We start from the raw sequence: 19,550 nt of genomic DNA on the forward strand, positions 1-19,550 counted from the left end.
ACGCTCCAACGTCTGAACACGAGTAGAATCAACACCGTGCATCATGTCCACAAATTTAAACCGGACAGCAGTGGATCAGCCCTGAAATTTATCAGCAAAAGGCCCCAACACGCCAAGCCTTTTGCCTGTTCATGTCGGCTTTGAAGCCATACTCCTATGGGTGGCCTTGGGGCAAAGGCTCTTTCGTCATTGGAAGATCATAATAGCGATACAGGAATGACATTAACCGTCTCTAGCTGTGCCTTGGTGGTGTTTCACCGCACGAACAATAGCACAAAGGGGAAACGGTCATGTTATCGAAGGCTCATAGACGGTCGGCCTTATTATCAGGGATTGCCCTGATCTCTCTCATCAATGGGGCATCAAACAGCGCTTGGGCGCAGCAAGCCATTACGGCCAATGAAGCCAATGAAGCCGGGCGCAAACAGCTTGAGGAAATCATCGTGACCGCGCAAAAGCGCGAGCAGGCGGCCATCGATGTGCCGATCACCATGACAACCTTCAGCCCGGAATTTCTGGAACGCCAAGGGATCGATGAGATTGATCGCTTGTCGGATTTTATCCCCGGTGTGCGGATTGATGAGCAGAGCGTCAATAATCCTGCGATCAATGTGCGCGGGATCACCACCGATAATGGGGCCGCCACCACCCAGCCCCGGGTTTCGGTGTTCCAGGATGGGGTGGATATCAGCCGTCCGCGCGGATCATCCATTGCCTTGTTCGATCTGGAGCGGGTCGAGGTTTTGAAAGGGCCGCAAAGCACGCTTTTGGGCCGGGGCGCGATGGTAGGGGCGATCAATTTCATTTCCGCTCGGCCTGAGAATGCCACCAATGGTTCATTTGCGGCCGAGATCGGGGATTTTAATCAACGTAAAATCCAAGGACATTTCAACACCCCGATCATCGATGATCTGTTGTTGTTCCGCATCGCCGGGCAATATCGCGAGCGGGATGGGCATATCAAAAATATCACTGGCGAAGCGCAATCGCAAAATCCCAATGCCAAGCTTGCAGGCAGTGATTTGCAGGGCGTTGGCACTTTTGCCCTGCGGGGGTCCCTTGCTTATACCCCGGAAGGCCCGTTTTCCACCACTCTGATCGTTAATTATCAAAATGATGATCAGCCGGGCACGGCGTTCAAAAGCACGGTGGTAGCGCCTACGGGCGGTGATACCAGCCCCTTTAGCTTTGCCGAATTCGATCAGGGTGCTGATCTTGGCATAAAGCGTGAGCTTTGGAGCGCAACCCTTGATAGCCGCTATGAGATTTCCGATGTTTTGGGCTTCAGTGCGATCACCAGTTGGCGGACCTTCGATGCCGTTGAACTCTTCGATGCCGATGGGTTTCAAGCGCGCTTTTTGGAATTTATCGAAGATGCATCAAGCGATCAGTTCAGCCAGGAAGTGCGGCTTGATTATGATGGCGGAAATGGTCTTGCCGGTTTTATCGGGGCCAATTTCTTTTATGAAAAGGGCACCCAGCGCGTTGTTTCGGTCACCGATGAACGGGTGTTTGCCAATCTGATACTTGGAACCCCTTTTGTGGGGGCGGATGGCCGGGTTAATCTTGTGCCCGGCTTTCCCGATGATCCATTCATCGAAGAACAAACCAATCGGGGCGAAAATTACAGCTATGATCTGTTCGCCGATGCCTCTTGGGCGGTGACCGACCGGCTTGAATTGACCGGCGGTATGCGCTTTTCATTCTCAGATGTGGAAAGTGCGCTGATCGTGCCGGATTTCTCCCCCAATCGCGCGCCCAGCTTCCCCAATAATTTTGTTTTGCCCTTGTTCCGCATCGGCGCTGCGGGCAGCGGGATCGATGAGATGGATGATACCTTTACCGGCATCACCGGGCGCATCGCGGCCCGCTATGCGCTGACCGATACGCTCAATGCCTATATCAGCTATGCGCGGGGTCGGCGGCCCGAAACTTTGGAAGAGCAAGGGGCCACAAATCTGATCCAGAAATTCAAGGCAGAAACCCTCAATAGCTATGAAGCGGGGCTGAAATCCAGCTTCCTTGGTGGCCGGATGACCCTTGATGCGGCTGTTTTCTACTATGATTTCAATAATTTCCTGACAACCATCGATAATCCCGAAACGACCACATTGGATGCCATTACATCCGATGATGGGGAAGCCAGCACCATTGGTTTTGAGGCGGATCTGCGCTGGCAGGTGATGCCGGAATTGTTCTTCTTTGCCAATTATGGCTTTCTTGACTCCAAAATTTCAGGAGATGAAGCCAAATTCGGGCCGAAAGATACGGTTGGTTTCGTTGCGGGGGATCGCTTTCGGATCAGCCCGAAACATTCTTTTGCCATCGGGGCCGATCTGTTGGTGCCTATGGGCAAAGGGGTGAGCTTTTATCTCAATCCCAGCTATACCTATACCAGCCGCATCTTTTTCACTGATGATAATCAGCAAAGCGGCGGCGTTAATCAGCAGCCTTCTTTCGGGCTGGCAGATTTGCGCGGAGGCTTTCAGGTGCGGGATGGCCAGCTTTCCATCGGGGGCTTTGTGGAAAATGCTTTCGACAAGAATTTCCTGATCGATAGCGGAAATACAGGTGGTGGATTTGGCTTGCCGACCCAGATTGCCGGGCCGCCTCGGATGTTTGGCCTTGAGGTGCGCGGGCGTTTCTAGGTCATCGCCCAAGCTTTAGGGGTAGACTCTAAAACTCAGCCGCGTGCCCGGATCATCAGATGGATGAGCCGGGCACGCGGTTTTTTAAGGTCTGCTATTCTTTGAAGAGCATGAACAAGGTTGGATCATCGGGGGCCCCGGTCGCGGGCAGCCCACGGGCAGCCTGAAAACGGGTGATCGCCGATTTCAAATCATCCTCGCCTTGCGCCGATGGATTGTGAAAGCCCAGTGCGGCCAGGCGTTCGCGAATGCGATCTAGGGTGCTGCGATAAAGCCGCATGGAATTGCTGGCCCCCGCAATCTCGACCAAGGGGCTTTCAGCCTTTACCGCATCGGGCTTTAAGCTTTTGACCATGGCATAAACCGCCGCGAAAAAAGGCTCGTCGGCATTGGCGCTGCACCAGTTTTTCAAGGAAATCGCGATATAGCCATCCGATTGCCAATCAACGATATCATAAATTCCGGGCTCATATTGATTGACCGCAGTGAGATAGCCCGAAGCCCAGCCGAAATAGGCATCGATCCGATCATCGCGGGCATCAAGCGATTCGACAAAAGCGCTGCATTTCGCAAGCCCCATGCCCTTGATCGCAAGATTGCCGTCTTTATCGGCGGCCTGTGCGACACCCCCACCAAAAGCGGTGGCGGCAAACAGGAAACCGCTGAGCACGAGGCTCAGCGGCAGTTTTTTGGATGAGATGTCAATCATAAAATACTCATGACCTTAAGGCTAAAGACCGTTTGCGGGACAAGGCGACCAGAAGGAAAAAGCCGACCAGAAACAGCAGCAGGCTTGAGACCGTAGGGATATCAACAAGCTGTGGCAGTAAGAAGCTGGCAAGGATCGGATCATGATCAGAAAAGAATTCCAAAAGGCCGCTATTGAGGTGAACGATATCGATGAGTGGATTGTGCTGCAAGAGTTGTGACGAGATCAAGATATGATCAAGCAGCTGCGCATTGCCCTCGAAGATGAAGGAAAAGAGATCTTCGGGCGATAGCTGCAATTGTGCCAGATTGAACAAAATCTGATTGGCCGTCAGCCCGGTCAGGGCCAAAAGCGGTGCCATGAACTGGAACTCATTCAGATCACCCAAAGCAATGATATTGGCCGTAGGGTTATCAGACAGCAGGCTCTGGATGAAGTTGTTGACCATGGTTGCCTGCGCCACACGTTTGTCTTCACCGCCATTGATCGATGGCTGAACGGTGCCAAATAAAGGAGAGGAACCGCCCTTCGAGGTGAAGTGATTATTGACGATGGTCACTTCATGACCATTGAAAACAAAGGTGGCGACCAGTGGTTTGCGGGCATTGTCGAAAGCGGGATCGCTATCGGAACCGGGCAGGATCATCAAAGATCCGGGAACCAGATCCACACGATCAGGGTTATAAAGGAATGCCGTGCGGATATTCGCCCCCGGCTCGCCGCCGCTGGTATTATTCACCGGAGCGATTTCGGCAAATTCAAAGCGGGGCCCACCGGCTTCGACAATGGCATCGATCAGCATCTGCAAAGTCAGGGCTGCCGATGTGGTGCCATCATTGGTGGGGCCGCTGCCATCCTGGATTTCCTGCAGGCCAATGATATCGGGGCTGAGCAGACCATCCACGATCTGCCGCGCAAGACCGGCAAATTTTTCAGGGCCATCCGATGGATCGAGATTAAGCACATTATAGGTGGCAACGCTCAAGCGATCGCCGCCCACCGCAATGCTGGCGGTTTCCGGGGCGATGGAACCGGCGGTCACCTCAGGGGCTTCGGTTGCCAGCAATTCGAAATTGCCAAAGTTGAAGGCAATGACACCCGTGACATCGCCCAGCTTGTCGCCCATCTGCACGGCAGGGCTGTTACCTGCCAGCAGAGTGTCATCAATCTGCAGGCGTTCGGGATTGAAATCGCCTTCGGATATAGTGATGCCGCCTTGTGCATTCATACCGGTGGCATTGGCACCCTGATCGGCGACCGCGAAAATTTCACCAAATTGATTGGTTGTCGCCACCGCCTGGGCATCCGATAAGGTCACCCGCATGCCTTCAAGGCTTTCAAAGAAATCGATACCATCGGTTTCAGGGTTGAAATTGGCGAAATTATCGCTGTCGATGCTTTGGGTGGGGGCCTGGCGTCCGCCATTGCCGATGATGGTGGCTGCGGGCAGGGCATTGCCCTGGCTTTCCACCGTGATGATGGGGCCGGTGATCTGGGTTGTGGAAAGATTATTGCTCGATGCACCACCCGGGGTGAATTCACCCACTGTGCCATTGATCGAAACGCTATCCCCCACCGCAACATCGGGGGCCGTGCCGGTGAAAACGAACAGGGCATCCGATGTGGCATCATCGCCATCCCCGATTGGATCCTGCATGTAAAAGCCATTATTGGCCACAGCGGTGACGATCCCGCTGGTTTCAACCTGCTGATCAACAAAGGCTGAAAGATGCCCGGCGCCCTGAATGGTGGGAATGCTCACTGCTACGGCAACAGGCGGAGGTGGCGGGGGCGGGGGTTCGCTGCCCTCGCCATCGAGTGTTTGATTATTGTTCACAGCGCCTGCGGTATTGGCCGCCGGGGCTTCCCATTGAAAGGCGGTGGTCAAACGGCCCGATGCATCGGTGACGAGATCGCCACCGCTGATATTGCCTGTCACCTGCACGGAAAAGCCGATGGGCGTGCTGCCCGTTTCGCTGACACCGATATCGGTGCTGCTCAGGCCCGTGGCGGCACCAGAGGTGGCGACGAATGTGCCCTCATAACTTAAAAATTGCACGACCCGGCCGGTGCTATCCACCAGCGCCATGCCATCTGGCGCGCCATTCTGGATGCCATTGGCCCCGAAATTCAGGGTTTCAAAGCCAAAACCATTGAGATCATTGCCCAAGATGCCGCCGAGATTGATGGTATTGTAAACAGCGCCATTTGCGCCATTGATCAATTCAACCGTCCAGCCATTGAGATCGGTACCGGCAAGACCGGCGATTTCGATGAATTCACCCTGATCACCGCCTGTATTATCATAATGGATTTCATTGAAAAACGGCGTGGCAAAGGCGGGCGCGGCGCTGCCCGTTAAAATAGCGGCGGCGGATAGCGCCGACAAAAATCTGGAACGACGAAAATACGTCATGGTTTCCCCCTTGATTGAATGACCCGCATGAACGCTATCGTCTGTTTATGACAGCAACAAGACTATTTTTAACACTTTGTTAATATTTTTAGCACGGGATCAAATTTTTGTATCATATCGGGACAATTAAAATAAAAATCCCGGCCTGTGGTGAAACAGACCGGGATCGTTGGGAAAGGGAGCGATCATCCATGCCCCGAATCGGGTTCAGGATAAACCGAAAGAGGGCACGATTTTAAACCCGGATAGGGTGGCTTTGGATCATTCCATCACCCAGCCATGGCTGACGATCAGGGATTGCCCGGTCAGTGCCTTTGATTGGCTGCCGGCGAAAAACAACACCGCCTGCGCCACGTCTTCCACCGTGGTGAATTCCCCATCCACGGTATTTTTCAGCATCACATTTTTGATGACCTCATCCTCGCTGATGCCCAGGGCCTTGGCCTGTTCGGGGATCTGCTTATCCACCAAAGGCGTGCGCACAAAGCCGGGGCACACCACATTGGCCCGCACATTATGCTTTGCCCCTTCTTTTGCCAGCACCCGCGCCAATCCCAAAAGCCCATGCTTTGCCGTAACATAAGCCGATTTCAAGGGCGATGCTTCTTTGGAATGAACCGAGCCCATATAGATGATCGATCCCGAATTGGCCGGATACATATATTTCAAACAGGCTTTGGTGGTCAGAAAGGCACCATCAAGATGCACGGCCAGCATCAATTTCCATTGATCATAGGGAAAGTCTTCGATGGGATGGACGATCTGCACCCCGGCATTGCTCACCAGACAATCGATCCGCCCATAGGTTTGATGCACTTTGTCGATGCCCGCATTCACCTGATCTTCTTTGGTGACATCCATTTCGATGGGCAAAGCCTTGCCGCCCTGGGCGATGATCTCTTCGGCGGTTTTCTGGGCGGCATCCATTTTCAGATCGGCGATCACTACCGTTGCCCCTTCCTTCACAAAGGCAAAGGCGATTTCCTTGCCAATGCCGCTGGCCGAACCGGTGATGATGGCGATCTGATCTTTAAAGCGGGTCATAAACTATCCTTTTGAAATCGAATGAATGGGGGCAGGGGGCAAAGCCGCCGCTGCCATGGTCGCATTTTTTTCAGGAAGCTTTCAGGGGTGCGGACTGCTTCTTTTTCATCTCGGCCATCAGGCGATCATGGATCACATCGAAAAGCCGCACGCCCTTGTTTTCATGATTGGGGGCAAGCCAGGGCTGGGCTTCCATGGTGAGGCGGGCATCGGATAAGCCCTGTTGCCAGCGTCTGTCCATGGTTGTGCGGCTGAAATCATGATCCTTCGATGCGCCTTGCGGCTCTGTGGGCCGATAGATGATCTGCACGATATCCATTTCGGTTACGCAGCCATGGGCATAAAGCCGTTTGGCCTCGGGGCTGTCGGCCAGTTCTTTGGGCAGAAGCTTGTGCAATTCATTGATGGCGTGGCGCACATCATGCTTTTGCGCAAAGGCATCGGTATTCACCCGGGTGCGGCTGCTATAGCGGATATCCTTTTCCCGTTCCGATACCATATTCAGATCCTGGGGCAGGGGGCCAAAGGCTTGAAACACATCGACCTGAAAGGTCAATCGGCTGCGGCGGGGATAGTAATCAAGCACATATTGCAAGGGCGTGTTGGAAACCAGCCCGCCATCCCAATAATATTGGCCATCGATTTCAACCGGCGGAAAGCCGGGCGGCAGGGCACCGCTGGCCATGATATGTTCGGGCCGGATGGTGATATCGCGATTATCGAAATAGGCAAAACGACCGGTTTGGACATTCACCGCCCCCACGCTGAGGCGCATTTCATCGGGGTGATTGATGCGCTCGAAATCCACGAGATCAAGCAGGGTTTGTTTCAAGGCATCGGTGGAATAATAGCTGCTGGGCTTTTCAGGGGCCAGCCAATCGCTAAGGCTGAGGGGCTTGAAAAATCCCGGCTGGCCAAACATCAAAGCCATATTGGCGCCAAGGGATTTTTGCAAAACGCGCAAAGGGCCGGAGGGTGCTGCGGGCCAAAAGGCGGTGGGGGCGGTGATGGTGTTCCAGAAATCACGCAAGCGGGCCACCCGGTCTTTGGGCTCATTGCCGGCGATGATCGCGGCATTGATGGCCCCGATGGAAATCCCCGCCACCCAATCGGGCTGATAATCCGTGCCGTCCATCGCTTCATACACACCGGCCTGATAGCTGCCGAGCGCACCTCCTCCTTGCAGAACGAGGGCGGTTTTCTTGTCATAAGCGGGCGCTTTGGTTTTCGAATTCATCTGAGCCATAAAAAATCCTGTGTGAATGAATCCTTTAAATAGGTGAGATCATGGGCATTTGCACTATGCGCTCTTAAAAGTGATCCTGATTTGTCATATGATGCTAAGCGGCAGCCGATTTTGGTGGCGCAATGCGTTTGCGCCAAAGACCGGATAGCCTTTATAAGGCGTGCAGATTATGACGATCCGATGATTTCAGTGCAGGGAGAGGGCCGTGGCCGAGTTCAAACTGAACGGAAAAGCAGTGACGGTGGATGCCCCGGATGACACCCCGCTCTTGTGGGTGATCCGCGATGATGTCGGTCTTTTGGGCACCAAGTTCGGATGCGGCATCGGCCAGTGCGGAGCCTGTACGGTGCATCTGGATGGCATCGCCACCCGATCGTGCATCACCCCGCTTTCGATGGCCCAGGATCGCGATATCACCACCATCGAGGGTTTGTCGGCTGCGGGCGATCATCCCTTGCAACAGGCATGGGTGGAGGAGCAGGTTCCCCAATGTGGCTATTGCCAATCGGGCCAGATCATGCAGGCGGCCCAGCTTTTGGCCGATGTGAAAAACCCCACGAATGACGATATCAATCAGGCGATGAGCGGCAATCTGTGCCGGTGCATGGCCTATGCGCGCATCCGGCGGGCCATTAAAAAGGCGGCCGACATGACCCCGATGAATGCGGAGACGAACCATGGCTGATTTGAGCACGCGCATCATGCAGAGCGGAGCGACGCGGCGTCAGTTTCTGGTGGGGTCTGTTGCCGGTGGGCTGATGATGGCTTTTGCCGCCCGCGCCCCGGTTTTGGGCGCTGCCAAAACATTGGGCGCAGGGGCCTATGCCCCCAGCATATGGGTTCAATTAGGGCCGGATGGTCGCATTCTGGTCAATATCGCCAAGGCGGAAATGGGCCAGCATGTGGGCACGGCGCTGGCCCGCGTGGTGGCCGAGGAACTGGAAGCCGATTGGGCGGATGTTGAGATCGTGCATGTGGATAGCGATCCCAAATGGGGCTATATGGTCACGGGCGGTTCCTGGTCGGTGCACACCACATTCGATCAGCTGTCCCGCGCCGGGGCGGCGGGTCGCATCGCCATGATCGAAGCCGGGGCGCGATTGCTCGATATGCCCGTAGATCAGTGCATTGCCCGCCAAAGCATGGTGATGTGCAAGGATCAAAAGATCAGCTATGCCAAAATTGTGGCTGCAGGTGCGGTGGATCGCAGCTTTTCCGATGAGGAACTGGCCGCCCTCAGCCTGAAGCCCGCCAGCGAAAGGCGGATTTTGGGAACCACCGGCACGGCGCTTGATATTCCGGAAAAAACCACAGGTGCCGCGCGCTATGGCATCGATGCGGCGGTGGATGGGATGGTTTATGCACGGCCGGTTTTGCCGCCCACGCGCTATGGCTCGGTGATCCAATCCGTGGATGACGGCGCGGCCCAAAAAATCCCCGGCTATTTGGAAACCATTCGCATCGATGATCCATCGGGCACCTGCCAGGGCTGGCTGGCGGTGACCGCCACCAGCACCCATGCCGCGAACAGGGCCGTGGATGCCCTGAAGGTGACATGGAAGCCCGGCCCGAATGCCAAGATGGATGAACAGGCCCTGCTTGATGAAGGTGCCCGCCTTGTGAACGATCCCCAAAGCGGGGCTTTATGGGTGAGGGAAGGCGAGGTGGATCAGGCTTTTGCGAGGGCGGCATCCGTGGTTGATAGCACCTATCGCACCCATAGCGTGCTGCATTTCCAGCTTGAGCCGGTGAATGCCCTGGCCTTTGAAAAGGATGGGCATTGGCACATCCACACCGGCAATCAATGGCAATCGCTCATCCTGCCTGTCGTGGCGAAAGCTTTGGCCGTGACGGAAGATCAGATCACCTTGCACCAATATTATCTGGGGGGTGGTTTCGGGCGCAGGCTTTATGGCGATTATATCATTCCCGCAGCCCTGACCGCGAAGGCGTTGGGGAAGCCGGTGAAGATGATTTTCACCCGCGCCGATGATACGGGCTTTGATTGCGCCCGTTCGCCTTCGGTGCAAAAGGTGCGAACCGCCCTTGATGAAACGGGAAAGCCGATCGCCTATGATCATGCGGCTGCCGCAGGCTGGCCGACTTATTCCATGGCGCCGGGCTTTCTGGCCGAAAAGATCGAGGGCGGCGGCAAGGTCGATAGCTTTTCGATCAGCGGCGCCGATCATTGGTACAGTATCGAAAACCAGCGGGTGCGGGCGATCCGCAATGATCTGGTGCAGGAAAGCTTTCTGCCCGGCTGGCTGCGATCCGTGGGACCGGGATGGACGGGTTGGGCCGTTGAGCAGCATATGGATGAAGTGGCCCATGCCGCAGGCGTCGATCCCGTGGCATTTCGCCTCTCTCTGCTTGATGGCAAGGGCCGCAATGCGGGTGACAGCCCGGCCAATATGGGCGGAGCCTTGCGCTTGAAAGCGGTGTTGGAACGCGCGGCCGAAAAAGCCGGGTGGGCGGATCGCGGGTCTTTGCCCGAGGGCGAGGGGATGGGCGTTGCCACCTGTTTTGGGCAGGAACGGGCCATGCCCACATGGGTTGCCTGCATTGCCCATGTGGCGGTGGATAAAAAGTCTGGCACTGTGCGGGTGAAGCGGCTGCTGTCCATTGTGGATGCGGGCACCATCGTGCATCCCGATGGGGCGCTGGCGCAAATGGAAGGATCAAGCCTTTGGGGGCTTTCCATGGCGCTTTATGAAGGCACTGCGCTGAAGGATGGAATGATGGCGGATCGCAATCTCGATCGCTATACACCCCTGCGCATGGATCAGGTGCCGGAACTCGATATCGAATTCATTGAAAATGATCATATGCCATCGGGCTTGGGCGAACCGGGGGTGATTGTGGTGGCTCCGGCTATTGCCAATGCCATTTTTGCTGCCACCGGCGTGCGCCTGCGTGATTTGCCTATGCGTGCAGCGGATTTAAAATCGGCATTGGCGGGCTGACACCTAATTGTCAACTGTAATTTACACTTTTTTAACGTACTTATTGTAAAGATTGTTTCAGCTTGTGTCGTCGGTGTTGCATAGCAGCATGGATCATGATAAAAACAGATTATATAAAAGGGACGATTGAAACTTATGCGTGTAAATTTTCTGCCAAATTTTCTGGCAAATATTCCGGTTGGCGCTGCGAATGGCTACAAGACTCATCATAACCCTGTGCTGCGGGCTTTGGATCAAAGCTTTGCCGTGATCGAGTTCAAGATCGATGGCACGATCATCACTGCCAATGCGCCTTTTTTGGCCGCTATTGGCTATCGGCTCGATGAAATCAAAGGTCGGCATCACCGCCTTTTCCTTGATCCCGATCTAGCCCAAAGTCCTGAATATTCCGATTTCTGGGCGTCTTTGGCGAAAGGCCAGACTCAATCCGCCGTTTTTCAAAGGCGGCGCAAAGATGGCAGAAAGCTGTGGCTGCAGGCCAGCTATGCACCGGTGCAAGATCCGCAGGGCCGGGTGACAAAGGTGGTGAAGGTGGCCACCGATATCACCGACACCGAAGAACGCAATATCGATGCGGCGGGCAAGCTGATGGCGTTGGATCGTTCTCAGGCGCTGATCGAATTTGATCCCTCGGGCCATATTCTGGATGCCAATCAGAATTTTCTGGATGTGATGGGCTATCGGCAAGATGAAATCAAAGGCCAGCATCACCGTCTGTTCGTTGAAGAAAGCCATGCGCAATCGCGCGCTTATGCCGAATTCTGGACCAATCTGGCCCAAGGTCGCCATGAAAGCGGGGAATTTTCCCGACGCACCAGAGATGGCCGCACGGTTTGGTTGCAGGCCACCTATAATCCCATCGCTGATCGTGATGGCAGGATTGTCAAAATCGTCAAATTCGCCAGCGATATCACGGCGGCCAAATTGGCCAGCGCGGAAAGTGAAAGCAAGCTGAAGGCCCTTGATAAGGCGCAGGCAGTGATCGAATTTGATCTTGATGGCACGATCATCACCGCGAACGATAATTTTCTGGCCGCCATTGGCTATCGCCTCGATGAGATTAAAGGCAGGCATCACAGCCTGTTTGTTGAACCCGCACATCGATCATCGGAAAGCTACAAGGAATTCTGGCGCGATCTGGCTGCGGGCAAATATCAAAGCGGCGAATATAAGCGTTTAGGCAAGAACGGAAAGATCGTCTGGCTTCAGGCCACCTATAATCCGGTGATGGGGCCGGATGGCCGCCCGAACAAGGTTGTAAAATTTGCCGTGGATATCACCTCTATGGTTGAAAAGCGCCAACAGCAAAGCAAGGTTGCTGAAGAATTGGATGGCGCGCTCACCCGTATTCAGGATGCCATTGGCAAGGCTTTGGCCAAGGGGACTTCGGTGGCAAGTGCGGTGGGGCAAACCGATGGCACGGTGCAGGCGGTGGCCGCAGCGGCCGAAGAACTGCACGCAAGTTTCGTGCAAATTTCCCAGCATGTGATGCAAACCGGCTCTGTTGTCAGCGTTACGGCGCGCGATGCCGCCGATGCCGATCAATCTACAACTGAATTGAGCGCGGCGGCGGAAGCGATGAACAAGATCGTGGGCCTGATCGATGATATCGCCTCGCAGATCAATCTGCTGGCCTTGAATGCCACGATCGAGGCGGCGCGCGCCGGTGAGGCGGGGCGGGGCTTTGCCGTGGTCGCCAGTGAGGTGAAATCGCTGGCCAATCAGGTGGCCAGTGCCACCGGCCAGATCGGCAGTGAAATCACCCGGATGCAAACCGTTTCAAAGGATGTGGTGACCAAGCTTGGTGCCATTGGCGATGCGGTGCGCAATATGGAAACGAATATCAATGAAATTTCCGCCTCTATCGAGGAACAAAGCGCCGTGACCGAGGATATTTCCCAGAATATGCAATCGGCAGCCACGGCTGTGGAGCAGGCATCCATCGGTATCAAGGATCTGGAGGGTGATATTTCAGGGGCATCCGATCAGGCCCGCAATGGTGCCGCAATTTATCAAAAAATGCGCGACACGCAATAATGAGGATAAGCGGCTCTGAGCTCATGGGCTCAGGCCGCATCCTGCGCCAGCTTTGCCAGAATGTCGGCAGCCCGGGCATATGGCTTTTTCGTTTGCTTGAAAACATGCGCCGGGCGTGCCTTGTGATCGAACCACAAGGCCCCGGCGACGATCTTTGGCCTTTGGGCGATCAGCCAAAGGGCGGTATCGGCGCCTTGTTCGGGGCTGCGCAGGATGGCCGCCAGAAGTCTGCGAAAGAGCGGCAGGCTTTTTTGCACGCCATCGGTATCCACCCAGCCGGGATGCATGCTATAGGCGCGGATGCCCTTTATCTGGCTCCACTGATCCGATAGGGTGATCATCGCGCGTTTATGGCTGGCATAGCCTGCAGCCCCATTGAAATGATCCTCTGATTGTTCCAGAAAATACAGATTTTGGGGCAGGGTATAAAGCCCGCCGGATGCCATATTCACGATCACCCCGCCATCGCCCAAAAGCTTGTTATTGATCAGCCCTTCGGTCAACCGATAGGGATTGAGCAGATTCACCGCATACATCAGATCATGGCCATCCGCCGTTTGCTGATAGCGATGGTTCAAAATCCCCACATTATTGATCAGGGCATCGATTTTTATGCCGTTTTGCGTCATCTGGTGAAGCAGATTTTTAATCTCATCGGCTTTGGAAAAATCGGCTTTGAGGGGGATGAAATCCCCCGGCTGCGGGCCGAGCCTGCGGGCGATGGCATCGAGCTTTTCTGCATTGCGGCCAATCCCATAAACCCGGGCCCCATTGCGGGCGCACAGATCGGCGATGGCCGCCCCAATGCCGCCGGTCGCCCCGGTGATCAGGATGCTTTTGCCCAAAAGCTGCGGGTAGCTGAAGCTTTGGGAACCGCCATGGGCCTGATAGCCCAGCTTGGTGAATGAAAAGAGAAAGCGGCTGAAAAAAAGCCCGGAATTGACGATGGGGGGCGGCTGATCCCTTGATTGCGGCGCAATGTTCAGATTGTCTGTCATGGTTGAAGCCTTCCCTTGTTTGCCCATAATCACTTTACGCAGCAAATTCCTGATCAGACGACCCATCCCATGTTTCCATCCGCCCTCTTTCAATCTGCCCCCTTTCAATCTGCTGGGCAGTCTTTCAACGGGATCACAGGATCGGCGACCCGGGCCGGATCAAGGCGGCTGGCTTTGGCGATCAGGGATTTTCCCTGTATGAAATCCTTTGTTTGGTTGATCGCCTCAACCGCCCGAATATGGTTATCGACCAGATGCACAAGGCTGATGGAGTCCCCATCTGCCGAATGGCGGCTGATCATCTGGTGGGATGGCGCGTTCACATCTGTGGGGATCAATCCTGCGCTTTGCAGCTTATAATGATATTGATCCGACCAGAACCAGGGCGTGGGCCGATAGGGGGTGGGGATGCCCAGAATGTTCTGGGCCACAGCTTTGGCCTGATCCACGGCATTTTGCACCGATTCCAAACGAATAAGCCCCGCATCGGGATAAGGAAAACGGGTGCAATCGCCACAGGCATAAATATCGGGAATCGATGTTTCGCCCCATTCATTTACCAGAATGCCATCATCGGTTTTGATCCCGGCGCTTTCGGCCAGCGCTGTTTCCGGGCGGCTGCCAATGCCAATAAGGATCAGATCGGCGGTCATCTGCTGATCTGATGAAAGCCGCAAATGATAGCCGCTCATCTGCTGTTCGATCCCCGCAAGATAAGCCCCCAGATGAAAACGCACGCCCATGGCCTCGTGTTTTCTTTGCAAAAAATCGGCAATGACCGGCGAGGCTGTGCGCGACAAAAGGCGCGGGGCCATATCGATCACATCGATCCTCGCCCCCATGGCTGCCGCAATAGCCGCCACCTCAAGCCCGATATATCCGGCCCCCAAAATGGCCAGCCTGATGCCCGGTTTCAGCTTGTTTTTGAGGGCAATGGCATCATCAAGGCTGCGCAAATAATGCACGGACAGGCCCATGACCAAAGCCGGGGGCAGGGTTTTGGCCCGGGCACCGAGGGCCAGAACCAGCCGATCATAGCTAAGAACGCGGCCCCCCGCATCCCGGATTTCCTTACCAGCCGTATCGATGGCGCAGGCCCGAAAGCCGGTGAGGAGGTGGATACCCTTGTCCGCGTAAAAAGAGGGCGGGCGCAGGAAAAGCGCATCCGGCTCGACCTCATCCTTCAAAAACGCCTTTGACAGCGGCGGGCGTTCATAAGGCGGCATGGCTTCATCGCCGATGAGGGTGATGGTGCCGCCAAAGCTTTTGGCATTGGCAAGGCTGATGGCGGTTTGCGCCCCGGCCTGACCGCCACCGATGATGACCACATGCTGCATATCTCACCTGTTTATGATCAGAAAAGCTTCGATGTGATGGATGATCGCTTCCACCCTTATGATGAACGGGTTAGCATGAAAAGACAGGCGCTTCATCATCGAGTGCGGAATATCATGTCAGATACCAATGATCCACAGGATCAGCAGCGAGCGGCCCCAGAGACGAACGCGATGAATGAGGCGAATGTGACCGGCGCCCCTCATGAGCGGGAATTGCGCTTGGCGCTGGTGTGTTATGGCGGGGTTTCGCTCGCTGTTTATATGCACGGGATCACCAAGGAAATCTTGAAACTGGTGCGGGCCTCGCGGGCAAGCCATGATGCGCGAACCCTTTCGGTGGGGGGCGAATGCAGCTATGAGGACGCAACGCCGGGCATTCGGGATGAAACCGATAGCGAACGGATTTATTATGAATGCCTGTGTGGCATCAGCCTTGATGTTGATCTGCGGGTGGTTGTGGATGTGCTTGCCGGGGCCTCGGCCGGGGGGATCAATGCGGTGATGCTGGCCCGGGCTTTGGCTTATGATCTCTCCCTCGATCCCCATCGCGATTTATGGCTCAATCTGGCCGATGTCACGGAATTGCTTGATCCCATGGGCCGGGCGGGCCTGTGGTCAAAGCCCTATATGCGGCCTTTTTTATGGACCTTGGGGCAGTGGCGTAAAAAACGCGCCGAAGAATTGGGGGCCTTGGGGCAAGACCCCGAAGTGACGGAAAAAATTTCGCTGTTCACCCGCTCGCGCTGGTTCGAGCCACCCTTTTCCGGGGTCAGAATGAGCCAGATGATGCTGGATGCGGTGGTGGCCATGGGGCGGTCGGATGGCGGCCCGCAATCGCTTTTGCCTCGGGGGCAGGCGCTTGATCTTTTTGTCACCACCACCGATTTCTGGGGTCATCGCGAAGCCATAACTTTGCATGATCCGCCTTTGATCGAGGAACGCGAGCATCGCCATACTTTGCGGTTTTCCTATGTGCGGCAGGCCGATGGCACAGTCATCAGCGATATGGGGATGGATGATCGGGCCTCTTTGGCTTTCGCCGCGCGGGCCACAAGCTGCTTTCCCGGGGCCTTTCCTCCGGCGCGTTTGGCGGAAATGGATGCGGTGGCCAAAGATCGCAAAATATCATGGATCGGGCGCGCGGCTTTTTTGGAACAGAATTTTTCCGATCTGATCGATGCCGGTGAAGACCCCGAAGATGCGGCCTTCATCGATGGCAGCGTTTTGATGAACAAGCCGATTTCTTTGGCGATTGAAGCCGTGCAGAGCCGGGCCGCGCATCGGGAAGTGGATCGTCGGCTGGTTTATATCGAGCCCAATCCCGAAGTGAGGCGCAGCTTTGCCCGCGAAATTCCGGGCTTTTTCAAAACCATCAAGGCGGCGATGTCGGATATTCCACGCAATCAGCCGATCCGCGATGATCTGGAATGGCTGGCTGAATTCAACCGCCATGTGCGCCTGCAAAGGCAGGTGGTGGAAGCGGTGCGCCCCAATGTCATGCGGATGATCACTGAATTGATGGGTGAACGCCTTGATGCTGCGCCCGATGTGGGGCGGCTGATCACCTGGCGTGGCACCGCCAATGAATGTGCCGCGCGCGATGCCTCATATGCCTATGATGGCTATGCCCGGGTCAAGGTTCTGTCGGTTTTATCGGATGTTGCACAAAAACTGCAATATTGCGCGCGCTTACGGGATCGCATGCTATCTGAAGCGATGATCGATGAATGGGCTTGGCGCACCGGTGTGCGCCCGGTGGGCAATGCCTCGCAGCAAAGCCAAAACAGCGATGGCGTGATCTGGATCCGGTTTTTGCGGCGCTTTGATGTGCGCTATCGCATTCGCCGGATGCGTTTCATGATCCGCAGGGTGAATGAGCTTTATCGCGAACTGTTGCGCGATGATGGGGCCTGCGATCCCCGCTTGGCCCGGGCCTGGCTCAATAGCCTGAAGGCCAGCCTTTATCGTCAGGTGGATGAGATCAGAAGCCGCGATCAATGGCCGCGCTGCGATGCTGCCACCAATGGCCCGGCAACCGATCAGGCTGCGATTGATGCGCTGATGGAACAGATGGCGGCGCAGATGAATTTACCGGCTGCAGATATCGATCTCGATCAGCTTTTGGCGCAGGCAGGCACGCATTGCCCCGATGCCTATCTGTGGCGGGAATTGGTGATCGCCTATCTTGGCTTTGCTTATTATGATGTGCTGACCTTTCCCATGTCGCACTGGAAATCTTTGGATGAGCTTGATGATATCAAGGTTGATCGGATTTCTGTGAATGATGCCAACAGCCTGCGCAAAGGCAGCTCGCGCGAGATTTTGAAGGGCGTGGAACTGGGGAATTTCGGGGCCTTCTTCTCGCGGAAATTCCGTGAGAATGATTATTTATGGGGTCGTCTCACAGGGGCAGAGCGTTTGGTCGATATTCTGGCCACCGCCGCCCCTGAAGCCGTGCAATCGGGCAATTTCAATATCATGGAAACGAAAAAGCGCCTGTTTTTATCGATTTTGGATGCCGAAGCCCCGCATCTGACCTTGATCCGCGATGAAATCAAATCCCTGCGCCTTGATGCGCAAAAGATGTGATAGGCAGCCGGAGTTTCCCGCGATTCTTTAGTTCTTTTGTTCCAATATGGCCTGAAAGTCTCGATAAAGTGCCAGATTTCATGATCGATCTTTTAAGCATGGCTGCCCTGCTTTCGGTGGCGGCGATTGTGGCCGGGCTTTTGGCCGGGCTTTTGGGGATCGGTGGCGGCATCATCATGACCCCGATCCTGTTTCAGGTTTTTTTGCTGCAAGGGGCGGCGGCGGATTGGCGGATGCATATGGCGGTGGCCAGTTCTTTGGCGATCATCGCCCCCACAACATTTGCCTCAGCCCGCGCCCATGCCCGCCATGGATCGGTGGATTATCAGCTTGCCCGGCTTTGGGTGCCTGCCGTATCCATTGGGGCGGCGGTGGGGGCCTTATCCGCCCGTTTCATGCCGGGGGATGCCCTGGTTCTGCTCTTTTCCGGCTTTGCTTTCTTCATGGCGATCAAGATGCTTTTGCCTTTGGATGGGATGCGCCTTAAGGCCGACATGCCCAAAGGCCCGGCAGGAACAGTGGCCCCGTTTCTGATTGGCAGCCTTGCCAGCATGATGGGCATTGGCGGTTCCACCTTTACCGTGCCTTATCTCACTTTATTCGGGGTGCCGGTGCATCGGGCCCTGGGCACGGCGGCTCTGGTTGGCTCTTTGGTCAGTGTTGTGGGGGCGGTGGGTTTTGTCATCAGCGGCTGGTCAGTGGCAACGGGGATGCGCACTATGCTCGGTTTTGTTCATCTGCCATCGGTTTTGTTGATGGTGCCTTTGGCGGTGCTGGCGGCACCCTATGGCGCGCGCTTGGCCCATCGGCTGCAAAGGCGGACCCTTTCGATCCTTTTTGGCTGTTTTCTGATGCTCACATCGATCCGCCTGCTATCCACTTTGTGGTGACATGATCTGAAAGATTTCATAGGGCGTAAGATGGATATGACGATGTGACAGGAGTTATCGCCCCCATGCCAGCGCCCACCCATCCTGCCGCAAAGGCGGCCCAAAATCCATCTGTGCCGCCGGGTGCAGACGGGATCATCGATCTGATGGCTTATTTTTCCGCGCCGCGCTTTTGCCGGGGATTTGTTGAAGATATGCGCGGGCAGATGCGGCGGTTCACTGCTGAATTCAAGGCACAGGCGAAAGATGACGCTTTGTTGATCGATGAGCAGATGATCTATGAAGATGGCGAACGTTTTGAACGCTGCTGGCAGATGATCAAGGCCGATGGGGGCTGGTCGGCCAGGGCCGAAGATGTGGTGGGCAAGGCGCGCATCATCCGGGCGGGCAGCATGGCCGCCATCTGGCTCTATCGGCTTGATCATGCGGGAAAATCGGGAACGATCCGGGTTGGTTTGCGCGATCATATGGTGTTGCTGGGGGATGGCCTGATGGCCAGTGATACCAAAATCACCAAATTCGGCCTGCCTATTGCACGGGTCTGGGCGCTTTATAGCCCGCTGTGAGGGGCTTTTTATCATTTTTTGGCTGATCCGATGGCGTGGCTGGTCTTGCCTTTCGAGGGTGTTCGGGCCTAAACCGATGTCTCGATGACATGCCGTTTTGGGGATCA

At 55.4% G+C, this 19,550-nt stretch carries 13 protein-coding genes; 7 read left to right on the plus strand and 6 right to left on the minus strand.

The window, feature by feature from the left end:
- Positions 1 to 290: 290 nt before the first annotated feature.
- On the plus strand, positions 291 to 2,648 hold the full coding sequence (locus QK300_RS12715) for a TonB-dependent receptor (protein ID WP_281302130.1): 2,358 nt from the start codon (positions 291 to 293) through the stop codon (positions 2,646 to 2,648).
- A 94-nt stretch (positions 2,649 to 2,742) separates the two neighbouring features.
- On the opposite strand, the gene QK300_RS12720 is transcribed toward QK300_RS12715, so the two are convergent.
- The 4 genes from QK300_RS12720 to QK300_RS12735 all read right to left on the minus strand — a co-directional run bounded on the left by QK300_RS12720 (position 2,743) and on the right by QK300_RS12735 (position 8,063).
- Positions 2,743 to 3,357 carry a peptidoglycan-binding domain-containing protein gene (locus tag QK300_RS12720; RefSeq protein WP_281302129.1) on the minus strand — a complete coding sequence of 205 codons (615 nt, stop codon included), beginning with the start codon at positions 3,355 to 3,357 and terminating at the stop codon, positions 2,743 to 2,745.
- Positions 3,358 to 3,364: 7 nt separating this feature from the next.
- A complete protein-coding gene (locus QK300_RS12725) occupies positions 3,365 to 5,773 on the minus strand; it encodes an endonuclease/exonuclease/phosphatase family protein (protein ID WP_281302128.1) in 2,409 nt (802 codons plus the stop codon).
- 261 nt (positions 5,774 to 6,034) lie between these two features.
- Positions 6,035 to 6,817, minus strand: a complete 783-nt coding sequence (locus QK300_RS12730) for a 3-hydroxybutyrate dehydrogenase (protein WP_281302127.1) — start codon at positions 6,815 to 6,817, stop codon at positions 6,035 to 6,037.
- 70 nt (positions 6,818 to 6,887) lie between these two features.
- Entirely contained in the window at positions 6,888 to 8,063 is a 1,176-nt protein-coding gene (locus QK300_RS12735; protein WP_281302126.1) for a patatin-like phospholipase family protein, read from the minus strand.
- 205 nt (positions 8,064 to 8,268) lie between these two features.
- On the opposite strand from QK300_RS12735, the gene QK300_RS12740 reads away from it, so the two are divergent.
- The 3 genes from QK300_RS12740 (at position 8,269) to QK300_RS12750 (ending at position 13,063) form a co-directional block, all read left to right on the plus strand.
- The gene (locus tag QK300_RS12740; RefSeq protein WP_281302125.1) at positions 8,269 to 8,748 is read left to right on the plus strand and encodes a (2Fe-2S)-binding protein; all 480 of its coding nucleotides are present in this window, start codon (positions 8,269 to 8,271) and stop codon (positions 8,746 to 8,748) included.
- Entirely contained in the window at positions 8,741 to 11,026 is a 2,286-nt protein-coding gene (locus QK300_RS12745; protein WP_281302124.1) for a molybdopterin cofactor-binding domain-containing protein, read from the plus strand. The genes QK300_RS12740 and QK300_RS12745 overlap by 8 nt, the downstream gene beginning before the upstream one ends.
- 135 nt (positions 11,027 to 11,161) lie before the next feature.
- Positions 11,162 to 13,063 (plus strand): PAS domain-containing methyl-accepting chemotaxis protein, encoded by a 1,902-nt coding sequence (locus QK300_RS12750; RefSeq protein WP_281302123.1) that lies wholly within the window; start codon positions 11,162 to 11,164, stop codon positions 13,061 to 13,063.
- Positions 13,064 to 13,092: 29 nt separating this feature from the next.
- On the opposite strand, the gene QK300_RS12755 is transcribed toward QK300_RS12750, so the two are convergent.
- Positions 13,093 to 14,061 carry an SDR family NAD(P)-dependent oxidoreductase gene (locus QK300_RS12755; RefSeq protein ID WP_281302122.1) on the minus strand — a complete coding sequence of 323 codons (969 nt, stop codon included), beginning with the start codon at positions 14,059 to 14,061 and terminating at the stop codon, positions 13,093 to 13,095.
- A 104-nt stretch (positions 14,062 to 14,165) separates the two neighbouring features.
- Complete coding sequence (locus QK300_RS12760) at positions 14,166 to 15,398, minus strand: FAD-dependent oxidoreductase (RefSeq protein WP_281320855.1); 1,233 nt, start codon at positions 15,396 to 15,398, stop codon at positions 14,166 to 14,168.
- On the opposite strand from QK300_RS12760, the gene QK300_RS12765 reads away from it, so the two are divergent.
- From QK300_RS12765 to QK300_RS12775, 3 genes are all read left to right on the plus strand, one after another.
- A complete protein-coding gene (locus tag QK300_RS12765; protein WP_281302322.1) occupies positions 15,390 to 17,987 on the plus strand; it encodes a patatin-like protein in 2,598 nt (865 codons plus the stop codon). The genes QK300_RS12760 and QK300_RS12765 overlap by 9 nt on opposite strands.
- 80 nt (positions 17,988 to 18,067) lie before the next feature.
- Entirely contained in the window at positions 18,068 to 18,877 is an 810-nt protein-coding gene (locus QK300_RS12770; RefSeq protein WP_281302119.1) for a sulfite exporter TauE/SafE family protein, read from the plus strand.
- Between the two features lie 65 nt (positions 18,878 to 18,942).
- A complete protein-coding gene (locus tag QK300_RS12775) occupies positions 18,943 to 19,443 on the plus strand; it encodes a DUF3833 family protein (RefSeq protein ID WP_281302321.1) in 501 nt (166 codons plus the stop codon).
- The last annotated feature ends 107 nt before the right edge of the window (positions 19,444 to 19,550 follow it).

The sequence above is a fragment of the Iodidimonas sp. MBR-22 genome (assembly GCF_029946565.1).
Taxonomy (GTDB): Bacteria; Pseudomonadota; Alphaproteobacteria; order Sphingomonadales; family Rhodothalassiaceae; genus Iodidimonas; species Iodidimonas nitroreducens.

Excerpts from the sequence above, each read along its gene's own strand:
- QK300_RS12715 (WP_281302130.1), top strand. The coding sequence starts at position 291 with ATGTTATCGAAGGCTCATAGACGGTCGGCCTTATTATCAGGGATTGCC.
- QK300_RS12720 (WP_281302129.1), bottom strand. The coding sequence starts at position 3,357 with ATGATTGACATCTCATCCAAAAAACTGCCGCTGAGCCTCGTGCTCAGC.
- QK300_RS12725 (WP_281302128.1), bottom strand. The coding sequence starts at position 5,773 with ATGACGTATTTTCGTCGTTCCAGATTTTTGTCGGCGCTATCCGCCGCC.
- QK300_RS12730 (WP_281302127.1), bottom strand. The coding sequence starts at position 6,817 with ATGACCCGCTTTAAAGATCAGATCGCCATCATCACCGGTTCGGCCAGC.
- QK300_RS12735 (WP_281302126.1), bottom strand. The coding sequence starts at position 8,063 with ATGGCTCAGATGAATTCGAAAACCAAAGCGCCCGCTTATGACAAGAAA.
- QK300_RS12745 (WP_281302124.1), top strand. The coding sequence starts at position 8,741 with ATGGCTGATTTGAGCACGCGCATCATGCAGAGCGGAGCGACGCGGCGT.
- QK300_RS12750 (WP_281302123.1), top strand. The coding sequence starts at position 11,162 with ATGCGTGTAAATTTTCTGCCAAATTTTCTGGCAAATATTCCGGTTGGC.
- QK300_RS12755 (WP_281302122.1), bottom strand. The coding sequence starts at position 14,061 with ATGACAGACAATCTGAACATTGCGCCGCAATCAAGGGATCAGCCGCCC.
- QK300_RS12765 (WP_281302322.1), top strand. The coding sequence starts at position 15,390 with ATGCTGCATATCTCACCTGTTTATGATCAGAAAAGCTTCGATGTGATG.
- QK300_RS12760 (WP_281320855.1), bottom strand. The coding sequence starts at position 15,398 with ATGCAGCATGTGGTCATCATCGGTGGCGGTCAGGCCGGGGCGCAAACC.
- QK300_RS12770 (WP_281302119.1), top strand. The coding sequence starts at position 18,068 with ATGATCGATCTTTTAAGCATGGCTGCCCTGCTTTCGGTGGCGGCGATT.
- QK300_RS12775 (WP_281302321.1), top strand. The coding sequence starts at position 18,943 with ATGCCAGCGCCCACCCATCCTGCCGCAAAGGCGGCCCAAAATCCATCT.